The organism is Shewanella nanhaiensis, from assembly GCF_019457885.1.
Classification (GTDB): domain Bacteria; phylum Pseudomonadota; class Gammaproteobacteria; order Enterobacterales; family Shewanellaceae; genus Shewanella; species Shewanella nanhaiensis.
Genome location: NZ_JAHZST010000015.1, coordinates 61,701 through 86,524, shown reverse-complemented (window position 1 = coordinate 86,524; position 24,824 = coordinate 61,701). Strand labels below are relative to the sequence as shown.

21 protein-coding genes and 1 pseudogene are annotated in these 24,824 nt (G+C 44.9%); 15 read left to right on the top strand and 7 right to left on the bottom strand.

The features are described 5' to 3' along the window. Positions 1–39: 39 nt before the first annotated feature. Positions 40–873 (bottom strand): leucine-rich repeat domain-containing protein, encoded by an 834-nt coding sequence (locus tag K0625_RS18325; RefSeq protein WP_220111004.1) that lies wholly within the window; start codon positions 871–873, stop codon positions 40–42. A 198-nt stretch (positions 874–1,071) separates the two neighbouring features. On the opposite strand from K0625_RS18325, the gene K0625_RS18320 reads away from it, so the two are divergent. Continuing rightward, positions 1,072–1,515, top strand: coding sequence for a hypothetical protein (locus tag K0625_RS18320; protein WP_220111003.1), 444 nt, complete (start codon positions 1,072–1,074; stop codon positions 1,513–1,515). On the opposite strand, the gene K0625_RS18315 is transcribed toward K0625_RS18320, so the two are convergent. Both K0625_RS18315 and K0625_RS18310 read right to left on the bottom strand, forming a co-directional pair. After that, positions 1,512–2,705, bottom strand: a complete 1,194-nt coding sequence (locus tag K0625_RS18315; protein ID WP_220111002.1) for an Nramp family divalent metal transporter — start codon at positions 2,703–2,705, stop codon at positions 1,512–1,514. The two genes, K0625_RS18320 and K0625_RS18315, sit on opposite strands and share 4 nt — an antisense overlap. Positions 2,706–2,812: 107 nt before the next feature. Next, on the bottom strand, positions 2,813–3,706 hold the full coding sequence (locus tag K0625_RS18310; protein WP_220111001.1) for an FAD:protein FMN transferase: 894 nt from the start codon (positions 3,704–3,706) through the stop codon (positions 2,813–2,815). Between the two features lie 113 nt (positions 3,707–3,819). Between K0625_RS18310 and K0625_RS18305 the strand changes: the two genes are divergently transcribed. The 9 genes from K0625_RS18305 to K0625_RS18265 all read left to right on the top strand — a co-directional run bounded on the left by K0625_RS18305 (position 3,820) and on the right by K0625_RS18265 (position 13,654). After that, complete coding sequence (locus K0625_RS18305) at positions 3,820–5,493, top strand: amidohydrolase (protein WP_438944512.1); 1,674 nt, start codon at positions 3,820–3,822, stop codon at positions 5,491–5,493. A gap of 330 nt (positions 5,494–5,823) precedes the next feature. Beyond that, entirely contained in the window at positions 5,824–7,185 is a 1,362-nt protein-coding gene (locus K0625_RS18300; RefSeq protein ID WP_220111000.1) for a Na(+)-translocating NADH-quinone reductase subunit A, read from the top strand. Then, entirely contained in the window at positions 7,185–8,399 is a 1,215-nt protein-coding gene (locus K0625_RS18295; RefSeq protein WP_220110999.1) for an NADH:ubiquinone reductase (Na(+)-transporting) subunit B, read from the top strand. The genes K0625_RS18300 and K0625_RS18295 overlap by 1 nt, the downstream gene beginning before the upstream one ends. Further along, a complete protein-coding gene (locus tag K0625_RS18290) occupies positions 8,389–8,526 on the top strand; it encodes a hypothetical protein (RefSeq protein ID WP_220110998.1) in 138 nt (45 codons plus the stop codon). Before K0625_RS18295 ends, K0625_RS18290 begins: the two co-directional genes overlap by 11 nt. A 2-nt stretch (positions 8,527–8,528) precedes the next feature. After that, positions 8,529–9,299, top strand: coding sequence for a Na(+)-translocating NADH-quinone reductase subunit C (locus K0625_RS18285; protein WP_220110997.1), 771 nt, complete (start codon positions 8,529–8,531; stop codon positions 9,297–9,299). Position 9,300: 1 nt separating this feature from the next. Further along, positions 9,301–9,924 (top strand): NADH:ubiquinone reductase (Na(+)-transporting) subunit D, encoded by a 624-nt coding sequence (locus tag K0625_RS18280; protein WP_012326005.1) that lies wholly within the window; start codon positions 9,301–9,303, stop codon positions 9,922–9,924. 9 nt (positions 9,925–9,933) lie between these two features. Continuing rightward, positions 9,934–10,542, top strand: coding sequence for an NADH:ubiquinone reductase (Na(+)-transporting) subunit E (gene nqrE, locus K0625_RS18275; protein WP_012326004.1), 609 nt, complete (start codon positions 9,934–9,936; stop codon positions 10,540–10,542). Between the two features lie 58 nt (positions 10,543–10,600). Beyond that, entirely contained in the window at positions 10,601–11,818 is a 1,218-nt protein-coding gene (gene nqrF, locus K0625_RS18270) for an NADH:ubiquinone reductase (Na(+)-transporting) subunit F (RefSeq protein ID WP_012326003.1), read from the top strand. Between the two features lie 255 nt (positions 11,819–12,073). Continuing rightward, on the top strand, positions 12,074–13,654 hold the full coding sequence (locus K0625_RS18265; protein ID WP_220110996.1) for a methyl-accepting chemotaxis protein: 1,581 nt from the start codon (positions 12,074–12,076) through the stop codon (positions 13,652–13,654). On the opposite strand, the gene K0625_RS18260 is transcribed toward K0625_RS18265, so the two are convergent. Beyond that, positions 13,651–14,151, bottom strand: coding sequence for a GNAT family N-acetyltransferase (locus tag K0625_RS18260; RefSeq protein WP_012326001.1), 501 nt, complete (start codon positions 14,149–14,151; stop codon positions 13,651–13,653). The genes K0625_RS18265 and K0625_RS18260 overlap by 4 nt on opposite strands. 301 nt (positions 14,152–14,452) lie before the next feature. On the opposite strand from K0625_RS18260, the gene K0625_RS18255 reads away from it, so the two are divergent. Both K0625_RS18255 and K0625_RS18250 read left to right on the top strand, forming a co-directional pair. Further along, a complete protein-coding gene (locus K0625_RS18255) occupies positions 14,453–15,772 on the top strand; it encodes a coproporphyrinogen III oxidase family protein (RefSeq protein ID WP_220110995.1) in 1,320 nt (439 codons plus the stop codon). Between the two features lie 258 nt (positions 15,773–16,030). Then, entirely contained in the window at positions 16,031–17,662 is a 1,632-nt protein-coding gene (locus K0625_RS18250) for an endonuclease (RefSeq protein WP_220110994.1), read from the top strand. A 31-nt stretch (positions 17,663–17,693) separates the two neighbouring features. Here the strand turns inward: K0625_RS18250 and K0625_RS18245 are convergent, their stop codons facing one another. Both K0625_RS18245 and katE1 read right to left on the bottom strand, forming a co-directional pair. Next, entirely contained in the window at positions 17,694–18,257 is a 564-nt protein-coding gene (locus K0625_RS18245; protein WP_220110993.1) for an ankyrin repeat domain-containing protein, read from the bottom strand. 203 nt (positions 18,258–18,460) lie between these two features. Beyond that, positions 18,461–19,972: a catalase KatE1 gene (gene katE1, locus K0625_RS18240; RefSeq protein ID WP_269902815.1), complete on the bottom strand. Its 1,512-nt coding sequence runs from the start codon at positions 19,970–19,972 to the stop codon at positions 18,461–18,463. Between the two features lie 339 nt (positions 19,973–20,311). On the opposite strand from katE1, the gene K0625_RS18235 reads away from it, so the two are divergent. The 3 genes from K0625_RS18235 (at position 20,312) to K0625_RS18225 (ending at position 22,309) form a co-directional block, all read left to right on the top strand. Further along, the gene (locus K0625_RS18235; RefSeq protein ID WP_220110992.1) at positions 20,312–20,890 is read left to right on the top strand and encodes a Crp/Fnr family transcriptional regulator; all 579 of its coding nucleotides are present in this window, start codon (positions 20,312–20,314) and stop codon (positions 20,888–20,890) included. A 90-nt stretch (positions 20,891–20,980) separates the two neighbouring features. Beyond that, positions 20,981–21,487 carry a YgjV family protein gene (locus tag K0625_RS18230; protein ID WP_220110991.1) on the top strand — a complete coding sequence of 169 codons (507 nt, stop codon included), beginning with the start codon at positions 20,981–20,983 and terminating at the stop codon, positions 21,485–21,487. 462 nt (positions 21,488–21,949) lie between these two features. Beyond that, on the top strand, positions 21,950–22,309 hold the full coding sequence (locus K0625_RS18225; RefSeq protein ID WP_220110990.1) for a hypothetical protein: 360 nt from the start codon (positions 21,950–21,952) through the stop codon (positions 22,307–22,309). Between the two features lie 556 nt (positions 22,310–22,865). Here the strand turns inward: K0625_RS18225 and K0625_RS18220 are convergent. Continuing rightward, a pseudogene (locus K0625_RS18220) lies at positions 22,866–24,080 on the bottom strand (IS4 family transposase). Between the last annotated feature and the right edge of the window lie 744 nt (positions 24,081–24,824).

Genomic DNA, 24,824 nt, shown 5'->3' with positions numbered 1-24,824 from the left:
GAACTTAATCGCCTCGATAACTTCTGTTTATCAATTTGTTTATTCGCTAACTTTAATCCCTTCGTCAACCTCATAATCATCAAGCTTTGGGTTTTTGCTGATATCCAGTTGTTCTAGAGGGTTTCCTGTGGCCCAGAGATCTCTGAGTTTAGGATTTTGACTGATATCAATATGGGTCAACTTGTTGTCAGTAAGGTAGAGCTTTGTCAGTTTAGTATTATGACTAACATCAAGCTTAGTTAACTGGTTATACATCAAGCCTAAACGGTTTAGCTCGCTGTTTTTACTCACATCTATTGTAGATATTTGGTTGCTAGTTAGACCTATCTGCACCAGTGCTGGATTATGACTAAAATCGAGAGAGGTAAACTGATTCTCTTTGGCCCATAGATACTTAAGCGCAGGGTTATGACTCAAGTCTAACTCTGTTAATCTATTGGCTACAACACTGATATCAGTCAGCTTAGGGTTGTGAGTTAGATCTAAGTTGGAGACTTGGTTAAAGCTGATATTGAGCTCCTGCAGTTGGGAGTTTTTACTCAGATCCAATTGAGTCAACTTCCCTTTGGTGATGGACAGTTCAGTGAGTTTTGGATTGCCACTGAGATCAACTTTTTTCAGTTGTGGCCCCGATATCCACAGTTTTTCGAGCCCTGGAAAGTGGCCCAGTTCATCCACTTGATCAATCTTCATCTGACGGCAGATAAGCTTAGTGATGGCGGCAGGATCTTCAGTTCTTTGTGCTAGTACACAGGCTTTAAAATTGCTGTCCTTAAATGGGATATCCTTGACGTTTTGATAATTTGCTGCAAAGCAACTGCTACTAACAGCCAGAGTTAATAGGGTCATGGCTAGCGGTTGTTTATAATCCATATTGTGCTTTAATCCTTTGTGAAACAACGAGAATGAGAATAAAAAAACAGTGGTAATTTCCACATTCGGATACTAGCGTTAATACTTGGCAGGAGACAATAGTTGAGCTGTGTATTTCTAAGTAGGTAGTTTATGAATGACTCATTATTTGATTGAGAGCACATTTTACTGGCGCTGTGATCTGGAAAAGGAGCAGAGATGCATACAGAGATAACTCGGCTTAGTAAACGCCTTAGAAGAGTTTATGAGAGGCAAGCATCAAAGATTGAGTTGCCTCATTTTTCTCATTTCCCTAAAAATAGCTGTCAGCTGGCTTCTCTCTATTTAGGGGTGCTAATTAACAGGCAGTTTCCAACCGTCTATATTGAGTTGATCCATGGTCGTCATAGATTAAAAGAGGAAAATCACTATTGGCTGGAGGTGAGTGGCTTTAGTTATGATATTACCGCTGATCAGTTTGATGATATAAACGAGCCTATCTATGCTGGGTTATCTAACCCTTTAAGCACCCATTTTTCACCTTATCACTCAACTGAAGTGATGCAGGCTTTTAGTGAATATCAGCAGGTCGAAGGGGAGAGAAGTCTATCAATTTTAGCCCAGTTCGAAGCGCTGCTGAGTCAAGCCTCCCCACCCAGTTAAAAGAGGTTATAGAGCGTCTTGATACTCAACACAAGCGTGATAGCAATCACGACTACGCCTATCAAGTTCTGACGAAGACTATTCTTGTACTGGCCCAATACTTGGGTCTTATTTACTATCCAAAGCAGCAGGCATGCAAGTAGGGGAAGCAGTAAGCCGTTGGCTATTTGAGCAAATTTGATGATCTCTATCGGTTTGAGTTGAAGTGATGAGCTGATCACTCCGACTATGATGACAGTTAGCCAGATTGTTCTGAAACGCCAGTCTTTTAAATTCGCTTTCCAGCCGAAGCAGTGTTGCCCCACAAAGGCTGCAGCCAGTGGCGCTGTAATGGCTGAAGTTATCCCCGCAGCAAACAAACCTATCCCTAGGAAGAGTGATGAGAAAGTACCGAACAGCGGGTTTAGTCCCTTGGCCAAATCGAGTAGATTCTCGACACTGTCACCCTGTATTGAGGCTGCACAGATGATGATTGCAATAGAGATGATGCCACCAAAACCGATTGAGATAAGGGTGTCTTGTTTGACAAACTTAAGCTCATTTGGATGCTGCCACACCTCCTTAACTAAGGAGGCATGAAGAAAAAGGTTGTAGGGCACCACAGTCGTGCCGATTAAGCCTATGACCATTAAAATGTTCTGTGATGAGACCTGTGGAGTGAATAAACCAGATAAAACAGCGCCTAAATCTGGTTTAGTGAGTATGGCGGTAATAAAAAAGGAGAGACTCATTGCTATTACAAGACCGATAAGTACTCGTTCAAGTAGTTTATAACTGCCGATAAACAGCAGTATTGCCGACACGGAACCAATAAGCAGAGGAAGAAAAGGCAGGCTGCTTTCACCAAAAATAGCCGAGAGACCCAATGAGGCCCCGGTAATGTTCCCCGCTTCATAGGCGATGTTACCCACAACGATGGCGGAGAAGATCAACAGTAGCGTGATATTACGCAATATGCTGGAGTCTATCTGCTCCTTAATTACGGCAGCCAACCCTTTTTGTGTGATAAGGCCAAGTCTTGCTGACATCTCCTGTAGGGTGTATGTAGCGACAATTGAGAGCAGCATTACCCAGAGTAAGCCATAGCCAAATTTGACGCCAGCTATGGTGCATAAGGTGACGGTACCAGGACCAATAAAGGCGGCGGCGATAAAGGCGCCCGGTCCAATTTTAGGGGCAGATCTTGACATAGCGGGGTTAATTTATTGTAGTTGTTTTGTTAACCCTACAATATTGCATAGGCGATGTTAATAGCTGACAGTTAATTGGAAGTCATGTTCCTCTCACTTTGCTGCTGTTAGCGAAATACCTTAAAGCCTACCTCTTGCTCGGCTAAAAAGTTTTCAGCATCGTCTCCCTCTAGCATCGCCATGGTGGCTAGCATACCAGCCGTGGTGCAGTTATCAGCCATAACAGTGACTGAGCGCGGGGCACCTTCGATAGGATAACCGCTTTTAGGGTTGATAATATGACCAAACCGTTTGTTGTTAACCTCAATAAATCGCCGTGTATCCCCGCTGGTGGCAAGGCCACCTTGATGGATTGAGACTATTTCAGCAGCACTGTCCAATGCTTCAGGGTTTTCAATACCCACCTGCCACTCTGGCTCGCCGAAACGCTTTGCAATTGGGCAAGCGATATCCCCACCGAAATTGACTAAAACAGCAATATCCCCCCAGTGGTGAGCAAGCAGATGGGCGACACGGTCTGCGGCGTACTCTTTACCTATTCCGCCAAGATCTAACATCATACCTTCAGGCATAGTAAGCTGAGAGTGATTGAGGGTTAATCGAGAAAATCCAACAAACTGGCGAGCCTGATTAAGCTCACTCTCTTTGGGGAGTTTTCCCTGTTTATCGAATCGCCACAGAGCGGTTAAGGGGCCAGATGTGATATCAAATTTACCTTGGCTTAACTCAAAGCAGTGCTTGGCAAACTGCAGTAAGTTTGTGGTTTCTTGATCTAACTCTATGGCCCTTGGGTGACTGTGGTTGAGTTGCCAAAGTGTATTGCCCTTAATAAAGCGACTGTATTTGTGCTCAATTCTTAGGGTTTCGGTGCAGGCCAGTTCCATCATGGCATCTGCTATCTGTTTATCATCAGTCTCAATCAGTAGCTCGCAGGGGCTGGCCATAGCGGAAAATTCTCCCATATAGCCCCAAGGGGTTGCCGTTAAACGGTATTTGGCCATCGACCTATCCTATCTGCTTTATCGCTGCATAAGCTGGAAAATTAAGACTAATTTACTAGCTGTTTGTGCTCATTTGCGTAAAAGTTAACCCGTGATAAGATAAAAAACAATGAATGGAAGCAGGCAATGATTGGATGATCATCAATAAAGTAGTGAAAGCTCTTATCACTAGCGGGTTACTTCTCAGCTTTACCTCCTATGCTCAAACCAGTTTAATCTCAAATGTCTCAGGTTACAGCGTCAATGATGGTGTGCTCAAGCCGTTTAGTGCTATTGCATTTGAAGGTGACAAGGTGTTGAAACTTTATGGTAAAGATGAAGCTTTACCTAAAAAGGAGGCCATGGTTTATATCGATGGTGAGGGGCAAACCATGCTCCCAGGTCTTATCGATGCTCATGGTCATGTGCTGAGTTACGGTTTGAGCTTGATGCGAGCACAGCTCAGGGGAGCTGAGTCCGAGAATGAGGCGGTTAAGCGGGTTAAGCATTTTAGGGATGCACAACCTGAGCTTAATTGGGTGCAGGGAAGGGGCTGGAATCAAGTGTTATGGCCAAGTAAGTCATTTCCTAGTGCCAAGAGTTTGGATAAAATTTTCCCCGATACACCAGTATGGTTAATCCGCATTGATGGTCATGCTGGTTGGGCGAACAGTGCAGCCATGACCCTGTCAAATATCAACGCCCAAACTCAGTCACCTGAGGGAGGGGAGATTATTCGTGATGCAAGTGGTGAGCCGACAGGTGTTTTTATCGATAAAGCCATGGCTCTAATCTCCCAAAATATTCCAAGTTTAACCCAAACAGAACAAAGAGCCGTGTTGAAACTCTCCATGAAGGAGCTATCAAAGCTTGGGTTGACCAGTGTTCATGATGCGGGAGTGGGTAATGATACTTTAGAGGCTTACCTCAGTTTGGCTAAAGCGGATGAGATGCCTATTAGGATCTACGGCATGCTCGATGCCGATGATCGTCACTTTAGTGAGTTGATGAAGCAAGGGCCAATACGCTTACCTGAACATAAGCTAGATATCGCCAGTGTAAAACTCTCGGCCGACGGAGCTTTAGGCAGCCGAGGTGCGGCGCTTATTGAAGATTACAGTGATCAAAAAGGAAATAGTGGCTTACTCCTATACCCTGAAGGGGAGATGGCTAAGGTGATGAAGCTGGCCATGGAGTCTGGTTTTCAAGTTAATACCCACGCCATTGGCGATCAGGCTAATAAACTCGTACTGGATAACTACCAAGAGTTGATTAAGGAGACCAATACTGGCGCGTTAAGGCATAGGATTGAACATGCTCAAGTGCTTAGGTTGGAAGATATTCCTCGCTTTGCCAAGCTCAATGTTATCGCCTCTATGCAAGCGACCCATGCCACAAGCGATAAGAACATGGCACTCGACCGTCTCGGCAGTGAGCGTATTAAAGGCGCTTATGCCTGGCGAAAGCTGCTTGAAAGTGGCGCGGTGATCGCCGCAGGCTCTGATTTTCCTATTGAATCGGCAAATCCCTTTTTTGGTTTACACGCCTCTGTCACTCGACAAGATCAGCAAAATAGGCCTGAAAATGGCTGGTATGGCGACCAGAGTATGACATTAACCCAAGCCCTTAACTCCTTCACCCAAGGAGCGGCATATGCTGCCCATCAAGAGTCCCTTATAGGCCAATTAAAACCAGGTATGAAGGCGGACTTTATTCTGGTCGACCAAGATATCTTTGCTATTCCTGCATCTGAGTTATGGCAAACTCAAGTGAATCAGACCTGGATTAATGGCAAACGTATCTACTAATACTGACGAGTTGAAAGGTTGGAAAACTAAAGCGGAGGGATTGAGCATAGCTCATTCCCTTTTTTGTTAACGGGTATAAAAACAGCCAGATACTGCCTCATTTTTAAGCTTAGGTTAAGGCTAATTTAGTAGCCGCTACAACTGCTATTTTTTGTCATAAAACAACATATTGATCATTTTCCGACGATATCAGCCGATCATTGTCACAAAACTGACTGAAATTCTGTTTTTTAGTTACGAGTAGGGGATGGAATGTGACCTCTTTATCGGATTTGAGTTTAACAAAGATTTAGAATTAAGCATCCAATTTTTTAACGGTTGATGTTTGTGATGGCTGAGTTCAAAGACCAGATAAAAACAGTAACAAAAGGGCTGGATGTGCCCATTGCCGGTGAGCCTAAGCAGCTGATAGAGGAGAGGTTTACCTCTTCTCATGTTGCGCTTCTCGGTGAAGAATATGTTGGACTAAAACCAACAATGATGGTCGAGGTTGGTGATACGGTCAAAAAGGGCCAACCACTATTCGAAGATAAGAAGACCCCTGGTGTGTTATTTACCGCACCTGCCAGTGGTGAGATCATCGCCATCAATCGTGGTGAGCGCCGAGTATTGCAGTCGGTGGTGATCCGATGTCAAGGCGACGACGCCTTAGTATTTGAAGCAAGTGAAGACCCTTCCCGTTTAAGCCGTGAAGCGGTGCAGGCCAATTTAGTTAAAAGTGGTTTGTGGACAGCCTTACGAACTCGCCCATTTTCACGCCTACCTCAGCTAGATACGGTACCGGCTGCCATCTTTGTGACCGCCACGGATACTAACCCATTAGCGCCAGAACCACGCATCATCATTGCTGAGCAGTCAGAAGCTTTTGCAACAGGCATGGCAGCGTTAACGCGTTTGACTCAAGGTAAGGTCTATTTGTGTCAAGATGTCGGTGAATCTTTGCCTGGCCATGAGTTAGAGCAGGTTGAAACTAAGCGCTTTGCTGGTGTTCACCCTGCGGGACTTGTTGGCACTCATATCCACTTTACCCTACCTGTTAGCCTTGAGCGTCAGGTATGGCATATCGGCTATCAAGATGTGATCGCCTTCGGTAAGCTTTTCCAGACTGGTGAGCTATATACCGATCGCGTGGTGTCTCTGGCGGGACCTGATGTACTCAATCCTAGACTCGTGCGTACTCAGCTTGGTGCCGAGTTAAGTGAAATCGTGAAAGATCAGCTTAAGCCTGGGTTTTCGCGTGTCGTATCTGGCTCAGTCCTATCTGGTCACACGGCCGCTGGGGTACATGATTACCTAGGACGATTCCATAATCAGATCTCTGCATTGACCGAAGATTCGCAACATGAACTCCTCTCTTGGGTTCGTGGTGGCTCTGAAAAGTTCTCCATTACCCGCGCGGTGACCTCCCGCTTTAAAGGCGCAAAGAAACTGTTTCAGATGACAACCCATACTGGTGGTTCTGCACGTGCCATGATGGCCTTTGGTCAGCTAGATCGCGTCATGCCTCTGGATATCCTACCGACGCTATTAGTACGCGACCTAGTGGTTCGTGACACTGATGAAGCTCAGGAGTTAGGTGCGTTAGAGCTCGATGAGGAGGATTTAGCACTCTGTACTTTTGTTTGTCCAGGTAAATATGACTTTGGTAAAGAGCTACGTGCTTGCCTAGATATTATTGAGAGGGAAGGGTGATGAATTCAAAAGATAATAAGCCAGATCTACAGGAAGACTATTACGCTCCAGGTCAGGCGATGAAGGGTTACCTAAGATCCCTAGTTATTGCTCATGGTCGCAGCACTAAAGGTAAGGTTCATGTTCGTGATGCTATCGATGTGAAACGTACCATGACCATGGTTGGTTTATGTTTACTGCCAGCGATTCTGTTTGGTTTGTATAACTTAGGGCTACAGGCGCAGATTGCGATCGCTTCTGGTTTATCAACACCGGATGTATGGCAACTGGGCCTATTTAACCTTATCTCTGGCGGGTTAACTGAGCAGACAGGGTTAATTGGTCTGTTCCTTTACGGCTTGAGTTTCTACTTTCCCATCTATCTGACTGCGCTACTGGTGAGTCTTTTCTGGGAGGTGGTATTTGCTAAAGTGCGTGGTCAGGAACTCCATGAAGGCTTCTTTGTGACCGCACTACTGTTCACCTTAATCTTGCCTGTCTCGACGCCACTTTGGATTGTTGCTATGGGCATCACCTTTGGTGTGGTGATAGCCAAGGAGCTGTTTGGTGGCATGGGATATAACTTCCTCAACCCTGCGCTTGCTGGTCTCTCATTTATCTTCTTCGCCTACCCGAGTGAAGTGGCGAGTGTTGGCCAGTTGGTGGCTGTCGATGGTTTCTCTGGTGCAACTGCACTGGCTCAAACCGCAGCAGGAAAATTGAGTTTTGCCGAGTACGCTTGGTTTGATGCCTTTAGCGATCCTAACTGGTGGAATGCTTTCTTAGGATTTATACCTGGTGCAATTGGTGAAACCAGTACCTTAGCGCTCTTGATTGGTGGTGGATTGCTGCTATTAAGTCGCTTAGCCGACTGGCGTATCGTGGCTGGCGTGATGCTGGGCATGATCTTGACTGCCATCATGTTTAACTTGATTGGCTCTGCGAAAAATGAGCTCTTTGCGATGCCGTGGACCTGGCATCTGGTCACTGGCGGTTTTGCGCTGGGTATGATGTTTATGGCCACAGATCCCGTGACGACCTCATACACACGTAGGGGCAAAATTGCTTACGGTTTTCTTATCGGCTTTATGACTGTGCTTATCCGCGTGGTCAACCCAAAGATGCCTGAGGGGATCATGCTAGCCATCCTATTCGCTAACTTGTGGGCACCTATCTTTGACTACCTAGTTGCGAAAGCGAATATCAAGCGGAGGGTGAAACGCAATGCCCTTTAACGTTAAGAGTGCGCCCGGCGCAGGCATGTTGGCGATTCAATTCGCCAACATCTGGACAGGGATATTTGATTACCTTTTATTTGGCCCTTCAGATGAGTCGAGTAAAGATAAAGCAGGGGTTAAGTAGAGATGGCCTTTAAGAAAGATACCGTAGTAGGGACCATGGTCTTTACCTTCATACTTTGCTTGTTGTGCTCATTTATGATCACAGGAACGGCTGAACTGCTCAAAGAGCGTAAATTGGCCAAGAAGCGAGATGAACTTCAACGCTATGTGCTGATGGCTGCCGATATCGACATGAGCGGCGACAGAGATTTCCGTGAGATTTTTGCCAAGTCTGTGACCCCTATGTTGGTGGAGCTTGATACCGGCAAGGTGACTACTGACGGTAACCTAATGGACTTTGATGAACGCATGGCAGCCATCAATCCAGAAACCTCAATCAAGCCTAAGAAAGATACCGCCAGAATCAAAAGCCGCGCAAATCAAGTACGAGCCTTTAAGGTCGTCGATGACAAAGGTGAGCTGTTAAGCATGGTGATGCCTGTTTATGGCAAGGGGCTATGGTCGATGATCTACGGTTTTGTTGCTGTGAAGTCTGATCTGAACACCATAGAAAACGTGGTGTTTTATGAGCACGGTGAGACACCGGGTATCGGTGACTTCCTCAACGATCCTGAGTGGACCGATAAGTTTCGCGGCAAACAGCTCTTTGATGATAAAGGCAAAGTTGCTATTAAAGTCGTGAAAGGCGGCGCGAAAGAGGGTGATGTTCATGGTATCGATGCGATAAGTGGCGCCACCATGACAGGTCGTGGTGTACAACGCTCGATCCAGTTCTGGTTTGGCAATGAGGGCTTTGAAACCTTCTTTAACAAGTTAAAAGCTTCGGAGGTCTAAGGTGAGTACTCATACATTATCGACTCGCGATATATTGACTAACCCGGTTTTCACCAATAACCCGGTTGCGATGCAAGTGCTAGGTGTCTGCTCTGCCTTGGCGGTCAGTAACTCGTTGCAAACAGCCTTGGTGATGACATTAGCTGTGACCTTCGTGTTGGTGTTCTCTAACCTGATCATCTCCTCTATACGTCGTTTGATCCCAAACAGTGTGCGTATTATTGCTCAGATGACTGTGATTGCCTCCTTGGTGATCATTGTCGATATGGTGTTGCAGGATGTGGCTTATGAGTTATCTCGTCAGCTGTCAGTGTTTGTAGGTCTCATTATTACGAACTGCATCATTATGGGCCGCGCTGAAGCTTTTGCCATGAAGAACCCACCACACTTAGCTGTGGTTGATGCCTTTGGTAATGCCATAGGTTATGGCGTGATTTTGCTCGGTGTTGCCTTTGTGCGTGAGCTGCTTGGCAGCGGCACTCTGTTTGGTCATGAGGTACTGCAAACCGTTGAAAATGGTGGCTGGTACCTAGCAAATGAGATGTTCAAACTCCCCCCTAGTGCGTTTTTCCTCATCGGATTAATGATCTGGTCCATTAACGTTATCCAGCGTAAACGAGGTTAAGGAAGAGATATGGAACATTACATTAATCTTTTTATTCAAGCGGCCTTTATTGACAACATGGCGCTGTCATTCTTTATGGGCATGTGTACCTTCCTTGCGGTGTCTAAGAAGGTGTCGACCTCATTTGGACTCGGTATTGCGGTTATCGTGGTGATGACTATTGCGGTCCCCATCAACCAAGTGATCTACGCCAATGTCTTGGCTCCGGGAGCACTGGCTTGGGCCGGTTACCCTGAGTTAAATCTGAGCTACCTGCAACTGATCACCTTCATCGGTGTGATTGCAGCTTTGGTGCAGATTTTAGAGATGTTCTTAGATAAGTATATCCCGAGCCTGTATGACTCTTTAGGAATATTCCTGCCACTGTTAACCGTTAACTGCGCCATCTTTGCTGGCGTTATCTTTATGGCGAACCGCGATTACAGCTTAGGTGAATCGGCTGTATTTGCGATGGGATCTGGTGTGGGCTGGGCGATGGCGATTGTGATGCTGGCAGGATTACGTGAACGGATGAAGTTTCATGCTATTCCTGAAGGCTTACAGGGGATAGGCATTGTCTTTATCACTACTGGCTTGATGGCTCTCGGTTTTATGGCTTTCTCTGGTATTTCTATTTAAGTCTCTGTGTTTGTAAACAAGAAGCTTAAAGAAAACGGATAATGAAAAGGTAGATTCGATGGAAATGGCAATTGGTATCGGCATGTTCACCTTCGTTGTGAGTGTGTTGGTTATGGTGATTTTAATCGCCAAAAGTAAACTGGTCTCCACGGGAGATGTCTCTATTCGCATCAATGATGATGATGAGAAAAGCATCACCACCTCAGCAGGTGACAAGTTATTAGGGGCTTTGGCAAACAAGGATATCTTTATCCCATCGGCCTGTGGTGGCGGCGGTACATGTGGTCAATGTCGTGTGGTAGTGAAATCTGGTGGCGGTGATATTTTGCCAACAGAGCGCGATCATATCACTAAGAAAGAGGCCAAAGAGGGTTGCCGCCTTGCGTGTCAGGTTGCGGTTAAAACCGACATGGAGCTTGAGGTTGAAGATGAGATCTTCGGCGTGAAGAAGTGGCAATGTGAAGTTATCTCTAACGATAACAAGGCGACCTTTATTAAAGAGCTACTGCTTAAGCTACCGGAAGGGGAAGATGTTAAGTTTAAGGCCGGTGGTTACATTCAGATTGAGGCGCCAGCCCATCAGGTGAACTACAGTGATTTCGATATTCCTGAGGAGTATCGTGGTGACTGGGAGAAGTATGAGCTGTTTAATCTGGTATCAAAAGTTGATGAAGATGTACTGCGTGCATACTCAATGGCGAACTACCCAGATGAGAAAGGCCGCATTATGCTTAATGTGCGTATCGCAACGCCTCCCTCTGAAGGGTTGCCACCTGGCAAGATGTCATCTTATATCTTTAACCTAAAAGCGGGTGATAAGGTCACTATCTCAGGACCGTTTGGTGAGTTCTTCGTTAAAGATACCGATGCTGAGATGGTCTTTATCGGTGGTGGTGCTGGTATGGCGCCGATGCGCTCTCATATCTTTAACCAGCTTAAAGGTGAGAAAACCCAGCGTAAGATGAGTTTCTGGTACGGTGCACGCTCAACGCGTGAAGTTTTCTATCAAGAAGATTTCGATAAGTTGGCGGCTGAAAATGACAACTTTGTTTGGCATGTTGCCCTCTCAGATCCTCTGCCTGAGGATAACTGGGACGGCTATACTGGCTTTATCCATAATGTCCTGTATGAGAACTATCTCAAAAACCATAAAGCGCCGGAAGATTGCGAGTTCTACATGTGTGGCCCTCCAATTATGAACTCTTCAGTCATCAGCATGCTAGAAAGCTTAGGTGTTGAAGAGGAGAATATCCTATTAGATGACTTTGGTGACTAGTCAAAAAATTAGTTATTAAATAGAGAAAGCGCAGCCATAGGGCTGCGTTTTTGTTTTCAGCCCTAAAGCACCTACTTCAGTAGGTGGATTCTTTACTCTATTCCCCTCCTACTTTAGACAAACGAGAGCCGACTAAAGTCTAATCCCCAAGTGTTGAAAATTTACTCACTATAAGGAATAAAAATAATTTAGCTCTGAATTCGATACTGATTGGTATTACTCAGCGCTAATGGGTTATCAATACTTTGGTGATGCATGGCTGAACAAACCTTAGCTCGAACACTCTCTGCTTTTTTCGTGGTCTTTCTCTGCAGCCTGCTTTTGGCGAGTTTGCCTTGGCAGCTTAATATGTTTGTGACCAGTTTTCTGTTAGCCCTGCTTAGCACCTTGTTGATGTTTCTAGGAGGGCGCTGGCTCGTTATAAGAGCTGATCGAAGAGTAAGTAATGAGACTCAAACAGTAGAGTCTAGCCATATTAATAAAGCGACTAAACAGATAAGCCTTCATACCAGCAAGATTGCTATTGGCGCTGCTGAGGTCTCCCACTTTATCGATACCCTCAATCTCTCCATTGAAAAAAACGGCGAGAGTGCCAGTCAGATCTCTGTGGCGGCGGAGGAGCTGAGTGTCACCACAGGTCAGTTGAGCGATAACGCAGCCCATATTCTCCTTCAGGCTCAAGATGCCGAACGCTTTAGTGTTGAGGGACGTGCTCAGGCGGAAGTGGGCGTTGATACTATAGAGTCACTGAGCGTAGACATTAATACTGCAGCTCAGCAGGTCCATGCGTTAAAGGAGAAAGCTCAGAGCATTCAAAATATTACAGAGTTAATTAATTCGGTTGCTGAGCAGACAAACTTGCTGGCACTAAATGCCGCTATTGAAGCGGCGCGAGCCGGTGATCAGGGACGGGGTTTTGCTGTCGTAGCCGACGAGGTACGTAATTTAGCTGGCAAGACTGCACAAGCGACCAGCGACATCGCTAAGATGCTTTTGGAGGTTAGCTCAGAGGCCGATAGGACATCAGCTTTAATGGAGCAGGTGGTGTGCAAAACCTCAGGTACGGTTGAGGTGATGGCCAAGCTTGATGTGAGTTTCAATCAGATCTCTTTGTCGATAGCTCAATCTGCTGAGTCTTTGAGTCAGATGGAGGAGGCACTGAAAGAGTCAACCAGCACCACCCATGAGATCTCAGGCTCAGTGGCTCAGATCCATGACTCATTGGAGAGTACTGCAGAGCAAAGTAATAGCGTGTCTGAGCAAGCCTTTGGGCTATCTAAAACCACCGAGGGGATATTTACTGAATTGGCAGATTTCGATACACAAACTTTAGATCAAAGCGTGCTTAAGCAAGCCCAAGAGGGGGCGAAACAGTGTGGAGCCTTGTTGGAGGCGGGCTTAGCGAGTGGCAAGTTTAGAGAGCATGACCTCTTCTCTCCACAATATCGACCTATTGCCAATACTGATCCCGTTAAATACAGCACCGAATTTGATGGCTACACAGATAGTTGCTTCCCGGCAGTTCAGGAGCCTATACTGGGGAGTCACAGGGAGATAGTGTATGCCGGTTGTGTGGATATGAGGGGCTACTTTCCAACCCATAACCTCTGTTTCAGTAAAAAGCTAACAGGCAAAGCCGAGGTAGATATACTCAGTAACCGAACGAAACGGCTTTTTGATGATCCCACAGGCATACGCTGCGGCCAACACACCCAAGCTGTGTTGTTACAAACCTATAAGCGGGACACTGGTGAGGTGATGCACGATCTCTCTGTGCCTATCTTTGTAAAAGGTAAACATTGGGGCGGATTTAGAGTCGGCTTTAAGGCGACTTAAAGTGACTTATGAAAAACGTTAACCTTGTGCCCCATAAATGTGTTGCGCTCTCGCTCCGTCATGCCGACTTTTCTAGCAAGGGCTTCAGAGCCTCTGTTGCCCAGAAGAATGAGTGCAATCACATGGTCTATATCAAAACTTGGGATCTTGGTTAAGGCAGCTTGAGCGGCTTCGAACCCTATTCCAGTGCCCCAGTAATCAGGTAGATAACGATAACCCAGCTCGACCTCGTTATACTCTTGAACAAAGGTAGGTCCGCAAAAACCAATAACCTTATTATCGGCTTTATGTTCAACCGCCCATCGTCCAAAGCCAAACTTCTCGTAACCTGGGAATACTAGCTCATTTAAGATCTGCTCGGCCTGAGTAACCGATGACATTGGCTCTCCTGGGATATAGGTTAATATCTCGGGTATGCTATTTAAAAGAAAAACTGCCTGCTTATCCTCCGCAGTGAAGCGGCGCAGTATGAGTCGTTCAGTTTCAGCAATAATCAAACCTTGTCCTCCCTACTATTGAGTTTATCCATTTTAAGGCGAGCAGCTAATCTAGCATATTAAATTAAGTTAATTAAGGGGAGGATTGTTCAGTATATTAATTATACTGATTAGTATTGATTAACTTAATTGAAACAATGTGCTCTGATAGGCAAATTTAATAAAAATCAATAAATAATATTCAATATATCGTCTGTGCATCATTTTAAAATTTATGATTTGGCTAGTCTGAACTTACTACTTTTCTTACTTGGTATTATCTTTAAATAGAGGTAATGCAGTAACAGTAATGGAATACGTTATGAAAGACTCACGCTTAAATACACGCTTATTGCTTGCTACAGACAGTTTAGATTGGGTGATGAACCGCACAATAAAGCAGTCGCTTTCTTTGAGCAATACGACGCCACTGAGTGTGGAAAGTGATGAAAACGCTATCCCATCTAAGCCGATAGAGACCTTGTATATACATATCCCCTTTTGCCATACCCTATGTCGATTCTGCTCTTTCCATAAGGTTAAATTCAGTGAGCCATTAGCCAGAGAGTATTTTACTGCGCTTAGGCAGGAGATCCGTGAGGTGATAGCCAAGGGTTACCGGTTTAATCGCGTCTATATTGGTGGTGGCACCACCACAATACTGGAAGATGAGCTGATTAAGACCATAGAGATGATCAAGGGGCTGACTTCCATCCGAGAGGTCTCTTGTGAAAGCGATCCTATCTACTTTAAGGAGGGAAACCCTCAACTTCTTAGCGGCTTGGTCGATCGTATGTCCATTGGAGTGCAGAGCTTCGATGATAAGATTTTAAAAGCAAGTGGGCGTTTTGAGAAGTTTGGTTCGGGTCTGGAGCAGGCTGATTATGTCGCTCGGGCGATTACGCTTATCCCTACGGTAAATTTGGATATGATGTATGGATTTAACACACAAACCCCTGAGTCTGTGCTCTGGGATCTGAAGCAAACCTTAAGATTGAAACCAGATCAAATTACCACCTATCCATTGACCATAGGGATAGGTAAAAACCGTAAGAAAGCGGGCTCCCTTGCTGGAGACCCACACGCTTTATGGGCACAATTTTTAGCTGTGAAAAAGGCGTTAAGTGGACGCTATTTGATGGAGTTTCCCTGGACCTTTAGTCGTAACTTCGGCCAAGCTGTTGAAAACAAATATGTACTCGATGGGGAGGATTGCTTCGGTGTTGGCTCGGGGGCTTTTGGTCGATTTGGTGAGCAATTTAGGATCTCAAGCTTCGATATTCAAGATTATATTCAGCTGATAAAACAGCAACAAAGTGGCACTTGCTACACTAAGCAGATAGAGACTAGTGCGCTACTGCAGCATCATTTGATGATTATGATGGGCCATGGCCGCCTTGATAACTCGGTTTTTTACCAACATACAGGCAAAACTTTATGGCAAGCTTTTCCCTTAGAGATGAGTTACTTGATTGGTGCAGGAGCGATAAAAAAAGATGGTGGTCAGTATGTGACCACAGAGCAGGGGCAGTTTATCGCCCTTAAGATGTTTATGGGCTTCCTCTCTGGGATGGATTACTTGAGGGAGCAGGCAAGAGATCTCCCCTTAATGCATCAAGAGTTGAGTGCTGAGATAGCATAACTCTCTGCTTAAAGGCTAAATGGGTATCAATTTTTTAGAAATATTTCATACCAATTGGTATTAGCTCGTACTATTTATTGATTTTAAATAATAGTTATCAAGTTAATAGTTTAAATGTTTCTTATTGTAACAAAGCTTGGTTATTATGCCGCCAGCACTTCAATATCAATTGGTATACATTCATTAATATGGATGAGAAGTGCGGGGTCAGTTCATTTATGTGCTGAATAAGATAATAAAAAACAAAAAGTGATGTTTATGATGGAAATATCAAAATTATCTGTGGTCGCGCTACTTTCTACATTGGCATTTAGTGCTAATGCAAATCTATTAATCAGTGAAGTCTTATATGACGCGCCGAATAATGACAGCGTTGAGGAGTACGTTGAGTTGTTTAACGCAGGCTGTAGTAGCCTTAATCTGAGCGAGTATCAATTAAGTGATAATGGCAGCAGTTATCAGCTGCAGGGCACTGTAGCTTCGGGGGAGTATTTCACCGTTGCAGCCAACTCTGCTGGGTTTAATAGCCTGTTTAACCAGACTCCAGATCTATCGCCAATGTCGTTAGCTCTAGGGAATTCGGGTGACTTTGTACGATTGAAAAAAGGGGCTGAGGAGGTTGACCTTGTTGCCTGGGAAGGCGGAATCACGGGATGGTCTCTCAATGTTCGCAATGTGTCTCTGCACAGAACGACTGTGATTAACACTAAATCTGCCGCCGATTGGGCGGCCAGTGATAATGCTGGCAACCCAGGCATGGGGAGCTTAACTGCTGACTGTGATGGTGGAGGCGATGGCGGTGGTAGTGATAATCAACTGGGCAATGGTCAAGCCAAGACTGACTTAAGTGCGGCTCAAGGTGGGACGCTTAAATTTGTAGCCGATCTTCCCGCTGGTGCCTCTGGAGTTAGTGTGACCATGAGTGGTGGTACAGGGGATGCCGATCTCTATCTTCGTCAAGGCAGTGAGCCAACATTAAGTGTGTATGATTGCGCGCCATATCTGTCAGGTAATAATGAGCAGTGCAGTGTGACTAATCCTGTTACCGGACGCTACTATATTAATCTTCAAGCTTATAGCGCCTTTAGTGGTGTCACTCTAGTGCTGAACTACACCGCAGGAACGGGCGGTGGAGATGGTGGAGGAGATGGCTCAGGTGGCGATAATGGTGACTATGTTTATACAACCTACTATGCCGATGCCATTGGTAAAACAGGTAGCGCATTAAAAGCCAGCCTTAATGGCAAAATTAAGGGGCACACACGTTTTAGTTACAGCCAAGTATGGGATGGATTGGGCTATGCCGATGAAGATCCTACCAACAGTAATAATGTTATCTTGCTCTACACTGGTCGCTCTGAGCCAAAAACTAACCGTGCAGGTATGAGTAACTCACCCGATGCGTGGAATCGTGAACATGTTTGGGCAAAAAGCCACGGCTTCCCTAGCAGTGGCCAGCACGGCTATACCGATATGCATCACCTGCGTCCATCTGATGTGACAGTGAACAGTAGTCGAGGCAATAAAGACTTTGCCATGGGAGGCAGCGAGATATCTGAAGCGCCAGGTAATCGAACGGATTCTGATAGTTTCGAGCCCAAAGATGAAGTGAAGGGCGATGTCGCACGTATGATCTTCTATATGGATGTGCGTTATGAGGGCAGTGATAGCAGTGGTACACCAGACTTAAGCATTGTAAGCGGAACAACCACAACTGGGCAGGCGCTGCTTGGGGATCTGTGTACCTTGCTTAGCTGGCACCAACAAGACCCTGTCAGTGATTGGGAGCGTCGCCGCAACAACCGTATCTTTGAGTGGCAAAATAACCGCAATCCATTTATCGATAACAGCAGTTGGGTCGGGGATATTTACGCAGCTTCCTGCCCTTAAACGGTAAAGGTGGCATGAAGGGATGTAAGCTTTATTGCTTAGCAGCCAAGCTAGCATCCCTTAGTGTGTCACTTTGACCCCAGTACTGAGCAAAATCTTCCAGTGTCATGCCTGACTTATTGGTGAGTTTAGCGTCACACTCTTGGCTGTAGAGCTGCTTAATAATTGAAAATTCTGCTTTTATCACTGCGCCCATGATTGCGGTGTTTCCCCGCTTATCCTGAAGGCAGGCATTGGCGCCACGGTCAAGCAGAGCTTGGGTAGCGAGTTCCTGCCCGTTATAAGCTGATACCATCAGGGCGGTGTAGCTCTGATTGTTACGCTGGTCGATGGGAAAACCGGCTTCGATAAAGTGAGTTAAGACCTCCACATCGCCAGTTCTGGCGGCGGCAAAGAAGTAATCCATTAAGAGTTGTGCGTCCCTGTTTTCACCTTTTTTTGGGCTTAAATGGCTCTGGGCTAGGTTGTCTTTTTTATTGAGTTCGAGAGGACTTGCCAAGGAGTAGGAGACATACAAAAGAGAGACAAGAACACTCACACCTAAGTTTACACTGAGCAGTATAAAGATAGATTTCAATGAGAGAGAGCTGGACATAAGTTTAACCTCGATAAGGGGAGTCACTACGACTGGGTTGCATTAGCTTTTTATACTGATTGGTATTCTTTAGGTTGCCCGCAAGACGCACTCTAAACAGGGCAGAAAAGAGCAAAATTACGTCTTGCGGGGCTTACTTGGTACTCGATATTAAGTACTCGTGAACGCCTGCCCTTTAGCGTTAGTTGGTTATGCCAATGCGTTTAACTTTTGGCTCTTTTTTTCACCTCTTTGAGGTCGCCATTAACGGCTTTGGTTAAACGTTGGCCGAACTCTTTATCTGCTCGGTAGAAGTAGCTCAGCATCTGATGTTTAACATTGCTGTCCTCTACCTTGCCTAAGTCGCCAGATAGGTTAGTGATAAGATCGCTCTTATCTTGCTTGCTTAGGCTGCGGTATAAAACGCCAGCTTGGGTGAAGTTATCTTGCTTTGCGATAACGGCCTGCTGCACTGTACCTGAAAGCTTAGTGTTTACGGCGCGGTAGCGAGAGTCATCAGTCAGTGCCAGTTTAGTGCTTGGCTGATAGTTCACATCTGAGCTGGTGTGGCCATAATTACCTGCCCCCTCTTGGTTGTGATTTGCCACCGTGACTTTAGCTTGGTTGATCGGCAGGTGAGACAGATTTGCTCCTAAACGATAAAGCTGAGTGTCGGCATAGGAGAAGATGCGTCCTTGGAGTAACTTATCTTCTGAAGGCTCGATACCCGGAATTAAGTTAGATGGTGCAAACGCTGCTTGCTCGGTCTCTTGGAAGAAGTTACCTGGAACACGGTTTAGGGTCATAGTGCCCACGGTCGTCTCCGGCACATCTTGCCACATCTTGGTTGCATCAAGCGGGTTGTAGTCGAACTTATTCAGATCGCTTGGGCTCAAGACTTTGACCTTAAGATCCCATTTAGGGTAGTTGCCCTTGTTAATCTCACTGTAAAGGTCATCGGTTAGGTGATTAAAGTTTTGCCCCTGAATCTTAGTGACCTCGTTAGGTCTTAACCCCTCGACACCTTGCTGGCTTTTCCAGTGAAACTTAACGTATTTCACTTGGTTTTCATCGTTAACAAACTTGTAGGCATGCACACCAAAGCCATCCATCTTACGGTAGCTCGATGGAGTGCCTAAGTTAGTGTAAACCCAGGTCAGCATGTTGGTTGCTGTGCCTTCGTGGCTGAAAAAATCGAAGAAACGGTTTGGATCCTGGAGATTGGTCACAGGTGATGGTTTAAGTGAGTGCACCATATCTGGGAACTTGATCGCGTCACGGATAAAGAATACCGGCAGGTTGTTACCCACTAGATCCCAATTCCCTTGATCTGAATAGAAACGAGTTGCGAATCCACGAGGGTCGCGCAGGGTTTCTGGTGAACCTTTAGAGTGAATAACCGTTGAGAAACGAACAAACACAGGAGTGACCTTGCCCTTTTCGGCAAACGGCGCCGCTTGAGTTAGACGACTTAAATCAGTGCTGGCTACAAACTCACCATGGACACCGGTTCCTCTGGCGTGAACCACACGCTCAGGAATACGCTCACGAGCGAAACGTTGTAGTTTTTGGATTAACTGGACATCTTGTAGCAGTACGCTGCCATTACTGCCAGCAGTGATTGAATTTTGGTTGTCACCAACTGGGGCGCCATTGTCACGGGTTAATGTTTCTGCTTGGACACTGAATGCCAGGCTCATCGATAATACTAAACAGCTCTTTTTTGTTATATCCATTGGATTCTCTTAATTTACTACACACGCTCTCTCTGCCTGTAAACAGTGTAGAACGGAAATAGAGATTAAAAGAAATGGTCTTTATCGATTGAATGAATCATAAAAATCTATTAAGCCTATATTTTGTGTGGCTTTTTTAAACAGAAGTAGTGTTTTCGACTGAGTTTTGACTGGACTCTCAACTAAGCTCAAGAGCTTGAAATCGACTTTGTTAATGACGTAAAGTGTGGTCGCTTAATTGATGCTGTGTGGTTTATCTGTGTGAGTAAATGCTTATGCTCTACACCCTATGAAATCTATTATTAAATCGAGCAAAATGTATATAAATGGCGGTAATTGATGGCCCGTATGACCCAAGAGGAGATGACTTTTCTATCTCACTTTTTAGCTCAATTAGGGCTAGAGAGTAAGACCATAGAGGCGAGTTATTCACACATTAAACCTCTCTCCTTGAGTGGCGCTGATGTTTTACTGGCGCAGAGTAGTCAGCAAGAGTATGGCTACTTTATTCTGTCTGGAATATTACGGGCGTGTCACTATGGTGAGCAGGGCAGTGAACGTTGTAAGGAGTTCTATTTTCCCGGTGAGCTCTGTTTTCTCTACACAAGTTGGTTAACACGAGCGCCCTCTCAATATCAGATAGAAGCGCTAGATAAGGCGCGAGTGGTGCAAATTCCCCTAAGCTTGCTGTCACTGCCACAATGGATCCCAGCTCAGCTCAATTTGTTGAAACAACAGTTACTGTTTAAAGAGCAAAAAGAGGCATTTTTACTGCTGAAAACACCTGAGCAGAGGTACCTTCATCTGCTGGAAGCTTGGCCCTTATGGGTCGAAAAACTTAATAACATTCAACTTGCCAGTTATATCGGTATTAGCCCTGTGAGTCTTTCTAGATTGAAAGCGAGACTCTCACTTTAGTTTTCCCCTCTTAACTTAAGTTAATTCCTTCAATCTAACTTGTGGGCATAATCCTGTTTCTGCATTATTGCTGCTAAGAAGGGGAGTTAAGTGTCACTATTTATCTGGTCTCAGGTGCTAATTGCCATCGCTATCGTTTTTGATATTGCATCATTTCAGTTTAAACAGAGGCAGAAGATTGTTGCCTGTTTATCAGTATCGGGACTCTTAATTAGCGCGCACTTTATCTTGCTCGAGCAGTGGACGGCAGCAGGCTTGATGATGCTAGCCTGTATTCGCTACTTCTCCAGTATTTTTAGTACCTCTAAACGACTTATGTCGATGTTTCTGTTTTATGCACTGATGATAACTGCAGCGACCTTCTCTGGCTTGCTGAGCCTGCTCAGTTTCAGTGGCACCGTTTTTCAGACCACAGCGGCATTTTGCCAAAGTGATCAACGGTTGCGACAACTGATGATAGTGGGAACATCACTTTGGTTACTGCACAACTACCTCGCCGGTTCGCCCACCGCTGTGCTGATGGAGCTTATATTTATCGCTAGTAATCTGCTTGGGTATTACCGCTATTATGGGTTTAGCTTGCTTAAAAGGTGTTGATTTGTCTTCGAATGAAGACTGATTACATTTTCTATTTTAGCTTCTGGCAGAATAGGTATTGTGAGATGTATTTGAAGGTCTCACCTTCATTGCTGTTTATTGCTTGCCGCAGGCTTATGTGCAGCTACTTCTGTGAGACGCCGCAAGCACATCCATGTGGGCTCTACCAAAACATCCTTGTTTTGGAAGCTCGCAACCGCACCTACACTTGCTGATTTACAAGAAGGTTATCTCTTCGATTGAACCATTAGCTATTAGCTAATTCGCTACGACCCCTTTGTTAGTGATAAAAGCCACTTAGGCTAACTTAAACTGAAACCTCCGCTAAAAGCCCATCAAAGAATAAAGCCAAGTGAAAAATTGAATAGCGATAGAAACTTCGATATTGTCCTTGTATGGTATTAAGAATCAATCAAGAACGAGTAATTCTACAGGCTCGTTATATTTTTCAAGGAGAGTTTAATGCTTTTAAAAAGGTTATTACTATTATCTAGTTTTGTATCATTCAATGTGTTTTCATCAGGGTATATACACTCATTAGGTTCTGGCGGTGAAATAGAGAAGTATCAGATTCTTGGAAATGCTGGTTTGGTAGTGTGGATGAAAGATAATCACCCATCAAACCCTGATAATTGTTCGGCTAAAAATAAAGTTTATATAAAAAGCACTATGCCCCAATATAAAGATATGCTCGGTCTAATTATGTCTGCTCATGCTCAAGGGAAAAAAGTTGGTTTTTGGTCGAGCGGTTGTTCAACTAATTATTTTTGGGGTGGTAGTGTTTCCTTTCCTGAGATTAGAGATGTGTGGATTGCAAATTAAAAATATAACGTATAAGGATAGGCCGCTCGAAGCCGCGTCCTTATCCCGAGTGATACCTTTATATAGTAAATAGCAGCGCGAGAGTTCACGCTGATTTAAGTTGGGGAGCTTAATTTACACTTTTTGCTAGTAGTAGGAAGCCCTTAGCACCGACGGTCAAGAAAATAAACCTATAGTTTCAATATATTAATCACCTCCTACGTTTCACTTCTAGAGTTCTAAAATTTCAAAATATTACTCTCTTGCCGTTTAATCCGTGGCGTTAGGTTGCTATGCACTTTGGTTCAGAAAGCTTGTCGGTCGAGAATGAACTCCGATAAATTTTATGGGCTTATGGTAGCAGAGACAAGGAGATAAAGGGGTCGGAGTGAATTTGGGAGGTTTAGACATTTTTTCTAATCAAGACTAGTCAACTTAGACTGAGTGCTCTAAGCAATTTCTGTCCAGAAGTGAGTCATAAATATAAAACCTAATTTGAAGAGATAAACACTCAAGTGTAAACACGGCTGTGACCTTCGACATCAAGGATTATGTCGCAGAGCCCTGTAGGATCCCCTCATAATTCTGCTCCCCAGCATCCGTGAGACCTTGATAAGTCTGATAATTGCCTCATCGATTCCAGGAGGTCTTTATCGGACATTTTGTAATACCTCCTTCGCCTTAGTAACTCTTTTCCCATTCTTACTACGGATAGCACACTACGATTTTTTACTGTGTTAGCTTGAAATTGGCTTTGTAATTTATTTGTCAGCCCAAACAGTCCTACTCACCAAAATGCGAGCTGAACAAGCAAAGCAATGAGTAGCAAGATATCCATTCTAGCCGCACTTCTTGTACGGCTGTGGCGTAGGCTAAACCCGTAAGCAGGGCTTTTTAAATCCCGAAATGTCTCCTCTATCTGCATACGTTTACGATAGATATTGACCAATTTATTAGGCGCCATTGCTTCCATCGTCAGGTTGGTAACCAATGCCCAGGGTTCTTTGGCTGTTCGTTCATAGGTCCATTGAGCCGTATGATGACAGTCGGTTGTCGTACTTCTTTGCCCTTTTCGCCCTTTCGCGCGCTCTTTAAAAAGTACCAGCTCGCATAGCAACGGCTTTTTAACCGATAGCGCAACCTGTCCTACATATTTGGCTCGGCTTGAAGCTGAAGGGTATAACTCTTTTAACGATATTTGGCGGCCATTAGGATGAGGCCGATAAACACTTAGCCCTCTAGCACGCCCTAGCCAATACCAGCCGAGTTTTTCAACCTCTCTAAACCAAGGATTTCTATATCCAGCATCGGTCACAATGAGTGGGGTAACAGACTTGGGGAGCACTGTGCTTAATTCATGCAAAAACTGGTTATGAGCCTGCTGTGTTCCTTGGAGAGCGAGTGGAAATGTTCGTTCATAGAGTGTGATTGAGCGGCCTTTTAACGCTATGGATGCTCTAAGTGCGATAAGCTCTCGTCCCTCTTTCATATCAGACCAATCAACTAATACTGTGGGCATGGTGTTATTGCAAATCAACCATTTGGCATGCCACTGATAGACAGCAACTCTTTCCTTGTGCAGATGATGGTTACCAAGCAACCTATCCATACGCTTAATGGAGTGTTTAGTGTGTGTCGCACTGTTATTGATATGCCGACCTAATGAAGTCAAAGTCAGCTCATCTGAGTCTACGAGTGCTTGGCAAGCAAGCATGAGGGAGTTGAGACGTTTTAGATGAATTTCTGGACAGTGTTCATAGAGAGATTGATGTAGGATAGATAGCACTTGCACCTTGGGTTCCTAGGTTTGAAGTTTGTTCGCACCTTCATCAGCTCATACTCAAGGTGTAAGTTCACCCTATTCATTTAATTTGTCTAATAATCATCAGGGGGGGTCCTCAGAGCTCGACGACAGCGTCCATGCTGTCAACGGCCACAGCCGCACCTACACTTGCTGATTTTAAGCAAGAGTATCTCTTCGATTTGGCTTTACTTGGTAGGGTTTCGTGACTAGTTTTTGCCCCAAAGTTAGCTAGTCTTCGAATGAAGTCTGATTACATCTTCTGGTTTGGTTCATTTATATTTTTGATATTGGTGAGTTTTTTGAAGATCTGCCTTTCATTGTGATCTATCGCTTGCAACGTGCTTATGTGCAGTTACTTCTGTGACACGTCACAGCCGCATCAGCACTGACTAATTTTTCTCTTCGATTTTGACTTATCTGAGTAAATCGCTAACACGTAAAGCTTTGGCTATATAAAAGCTAATATGAGAGGGTTTTGAATAGTCTATAAGTTATGCCAGTCCTATCTTTTGATGAGGTCAAACTAAGGTGAATGCACAATGGTAGATGTGCAGCTTAGTCCGTAATATAGAGAAGCTACAAAGTAGGATGCATTAAGGCTGATAGCCTTTTCGCCATCCAAATCAGCGGCTAAAAACCTATAAGAGCCCCATAAAAGCACTTAGGTTAACTTAAACTGAAATCTCCGCTAAAAGCCCATCAAAGAATACTGCTAAGTGAAAAATTGAATAG

Coding starts and splice junctions, on each gene's coding strand:
- K0625_RS18325 (WP_220111004.1), bottom strand. CDS start 873: ATGGATTATAAACAACCGCTAGCCATGACCCTATTAACTCTGGCTGTT.
- K0625_RS18320 (WP_220111003.1), top strand. CDS start 1,072: ATGCATACAGAGATAACTCGGCTTAGTAAACGCCTTAGAAGAGTTTAT.
- K0625_RS18315 (WP_220111002.1), bottom strand. CDS start 2,705: ATGTCAAGATCTGCCCCTAAAATTGGACCGGGCGCCTTTATCGCCGCC.
- K0625_RS18310 (WP_220111001.1), bottom strand. CDS start 3,706: ATGGCCAAATACCGTTTAACGGCAACCCCTTGGGGCTATATGGGAGAA.
- K0625_RS18305 (WP_438944512.1), top strand. CDS start 3,820: ATGGAAGCAGGCAATGATTGGATGATCATCAATAAAGTAGTGAAAGCT.
- K0625_RS18300 (WP_220111000.1), top strand. CDS start 5,824: ATGGCTGAGTTCAAAGACCAGATAAAAACAGTAACAAAAGGGCTGGAT.
- K0625_RS18295 (WP_220110999.1), top strand. CDS start 7,185: ATGAATTCAAAAGATAATAAGCCAGATCTACAGGAAGACTATTACGCT.
- K0625_RS18290 (WP_220110998.1), top strand. CDS start 8,389: ATGCCCTTTAACGTTAAGAGTGCGCCCGGCGCAGGCATGTTGGCGATT.
- K0625_RS18285 (WP_220110997.1), top strand. CDS start 8,529: ATGGCCTTTAAGAAAGATACCGTAGTAGGGACCATGGTCTTTACCTTC.
- nqrE (WP_012326004.1), top strand. CDS start 9,934: ATGGAACATTACATTAATCTTTTTATTCAAGCGGCCTTTATTGACAAC.
- nqrF (WP_012326003.1), top strand. CDS start 10,601: ATGGAAATGGCAATTGGTATCGGCATGTTCACCTTCGTTGTGAGTGTG.
- K0625_RS18265 (WP_220110996.1), top strand. CDS start 12,074: ATGGCTGAACAAACCTTAGCTCGAACACTCTCTGCTTTTTTCGTGGTC.
- K0625_RS18255 (WP_220110995.1), top strand. CDS start 14,453: ATGAAAGACTCACGCTTAAATACACGCTTATTGCTTGCTACAGACAGT.
- K0625_RS18250 (WP_220110994.1), top strand. CDS start 16,031: ATGATGGAAATATCAAAATTATCTGTGGTCGCGCTACTTTCTACATTG.
- K0625_RS18245 (WP_220110993.1), bottom strand. CDS start 18,257: ATGTCCAGCTCTCTCTCATTGAAATCTATCTTTATACTGCTCAGTGTA.
- katE1 (WP_269902815.1), bottom strand. CDS start 19,972: ATGGATATAACAAAAAAGAGCTGTTTAGTATTATCGATGAGCCTGGCA.
- K0625_RS18235 (WP_220110992.1), top strand. CDS start 20,312: ATGGCCCGTATGACCCAAGAGGAGATGACTTTTCTATCTCACTTTTTA.
- K0625_RS18225 (WP_220110990.1), top strand. CDS start 21,950: ATGCTTTTAAAAAGGTTATTACTATTATCTAGTTTTGTATCATTCAAT.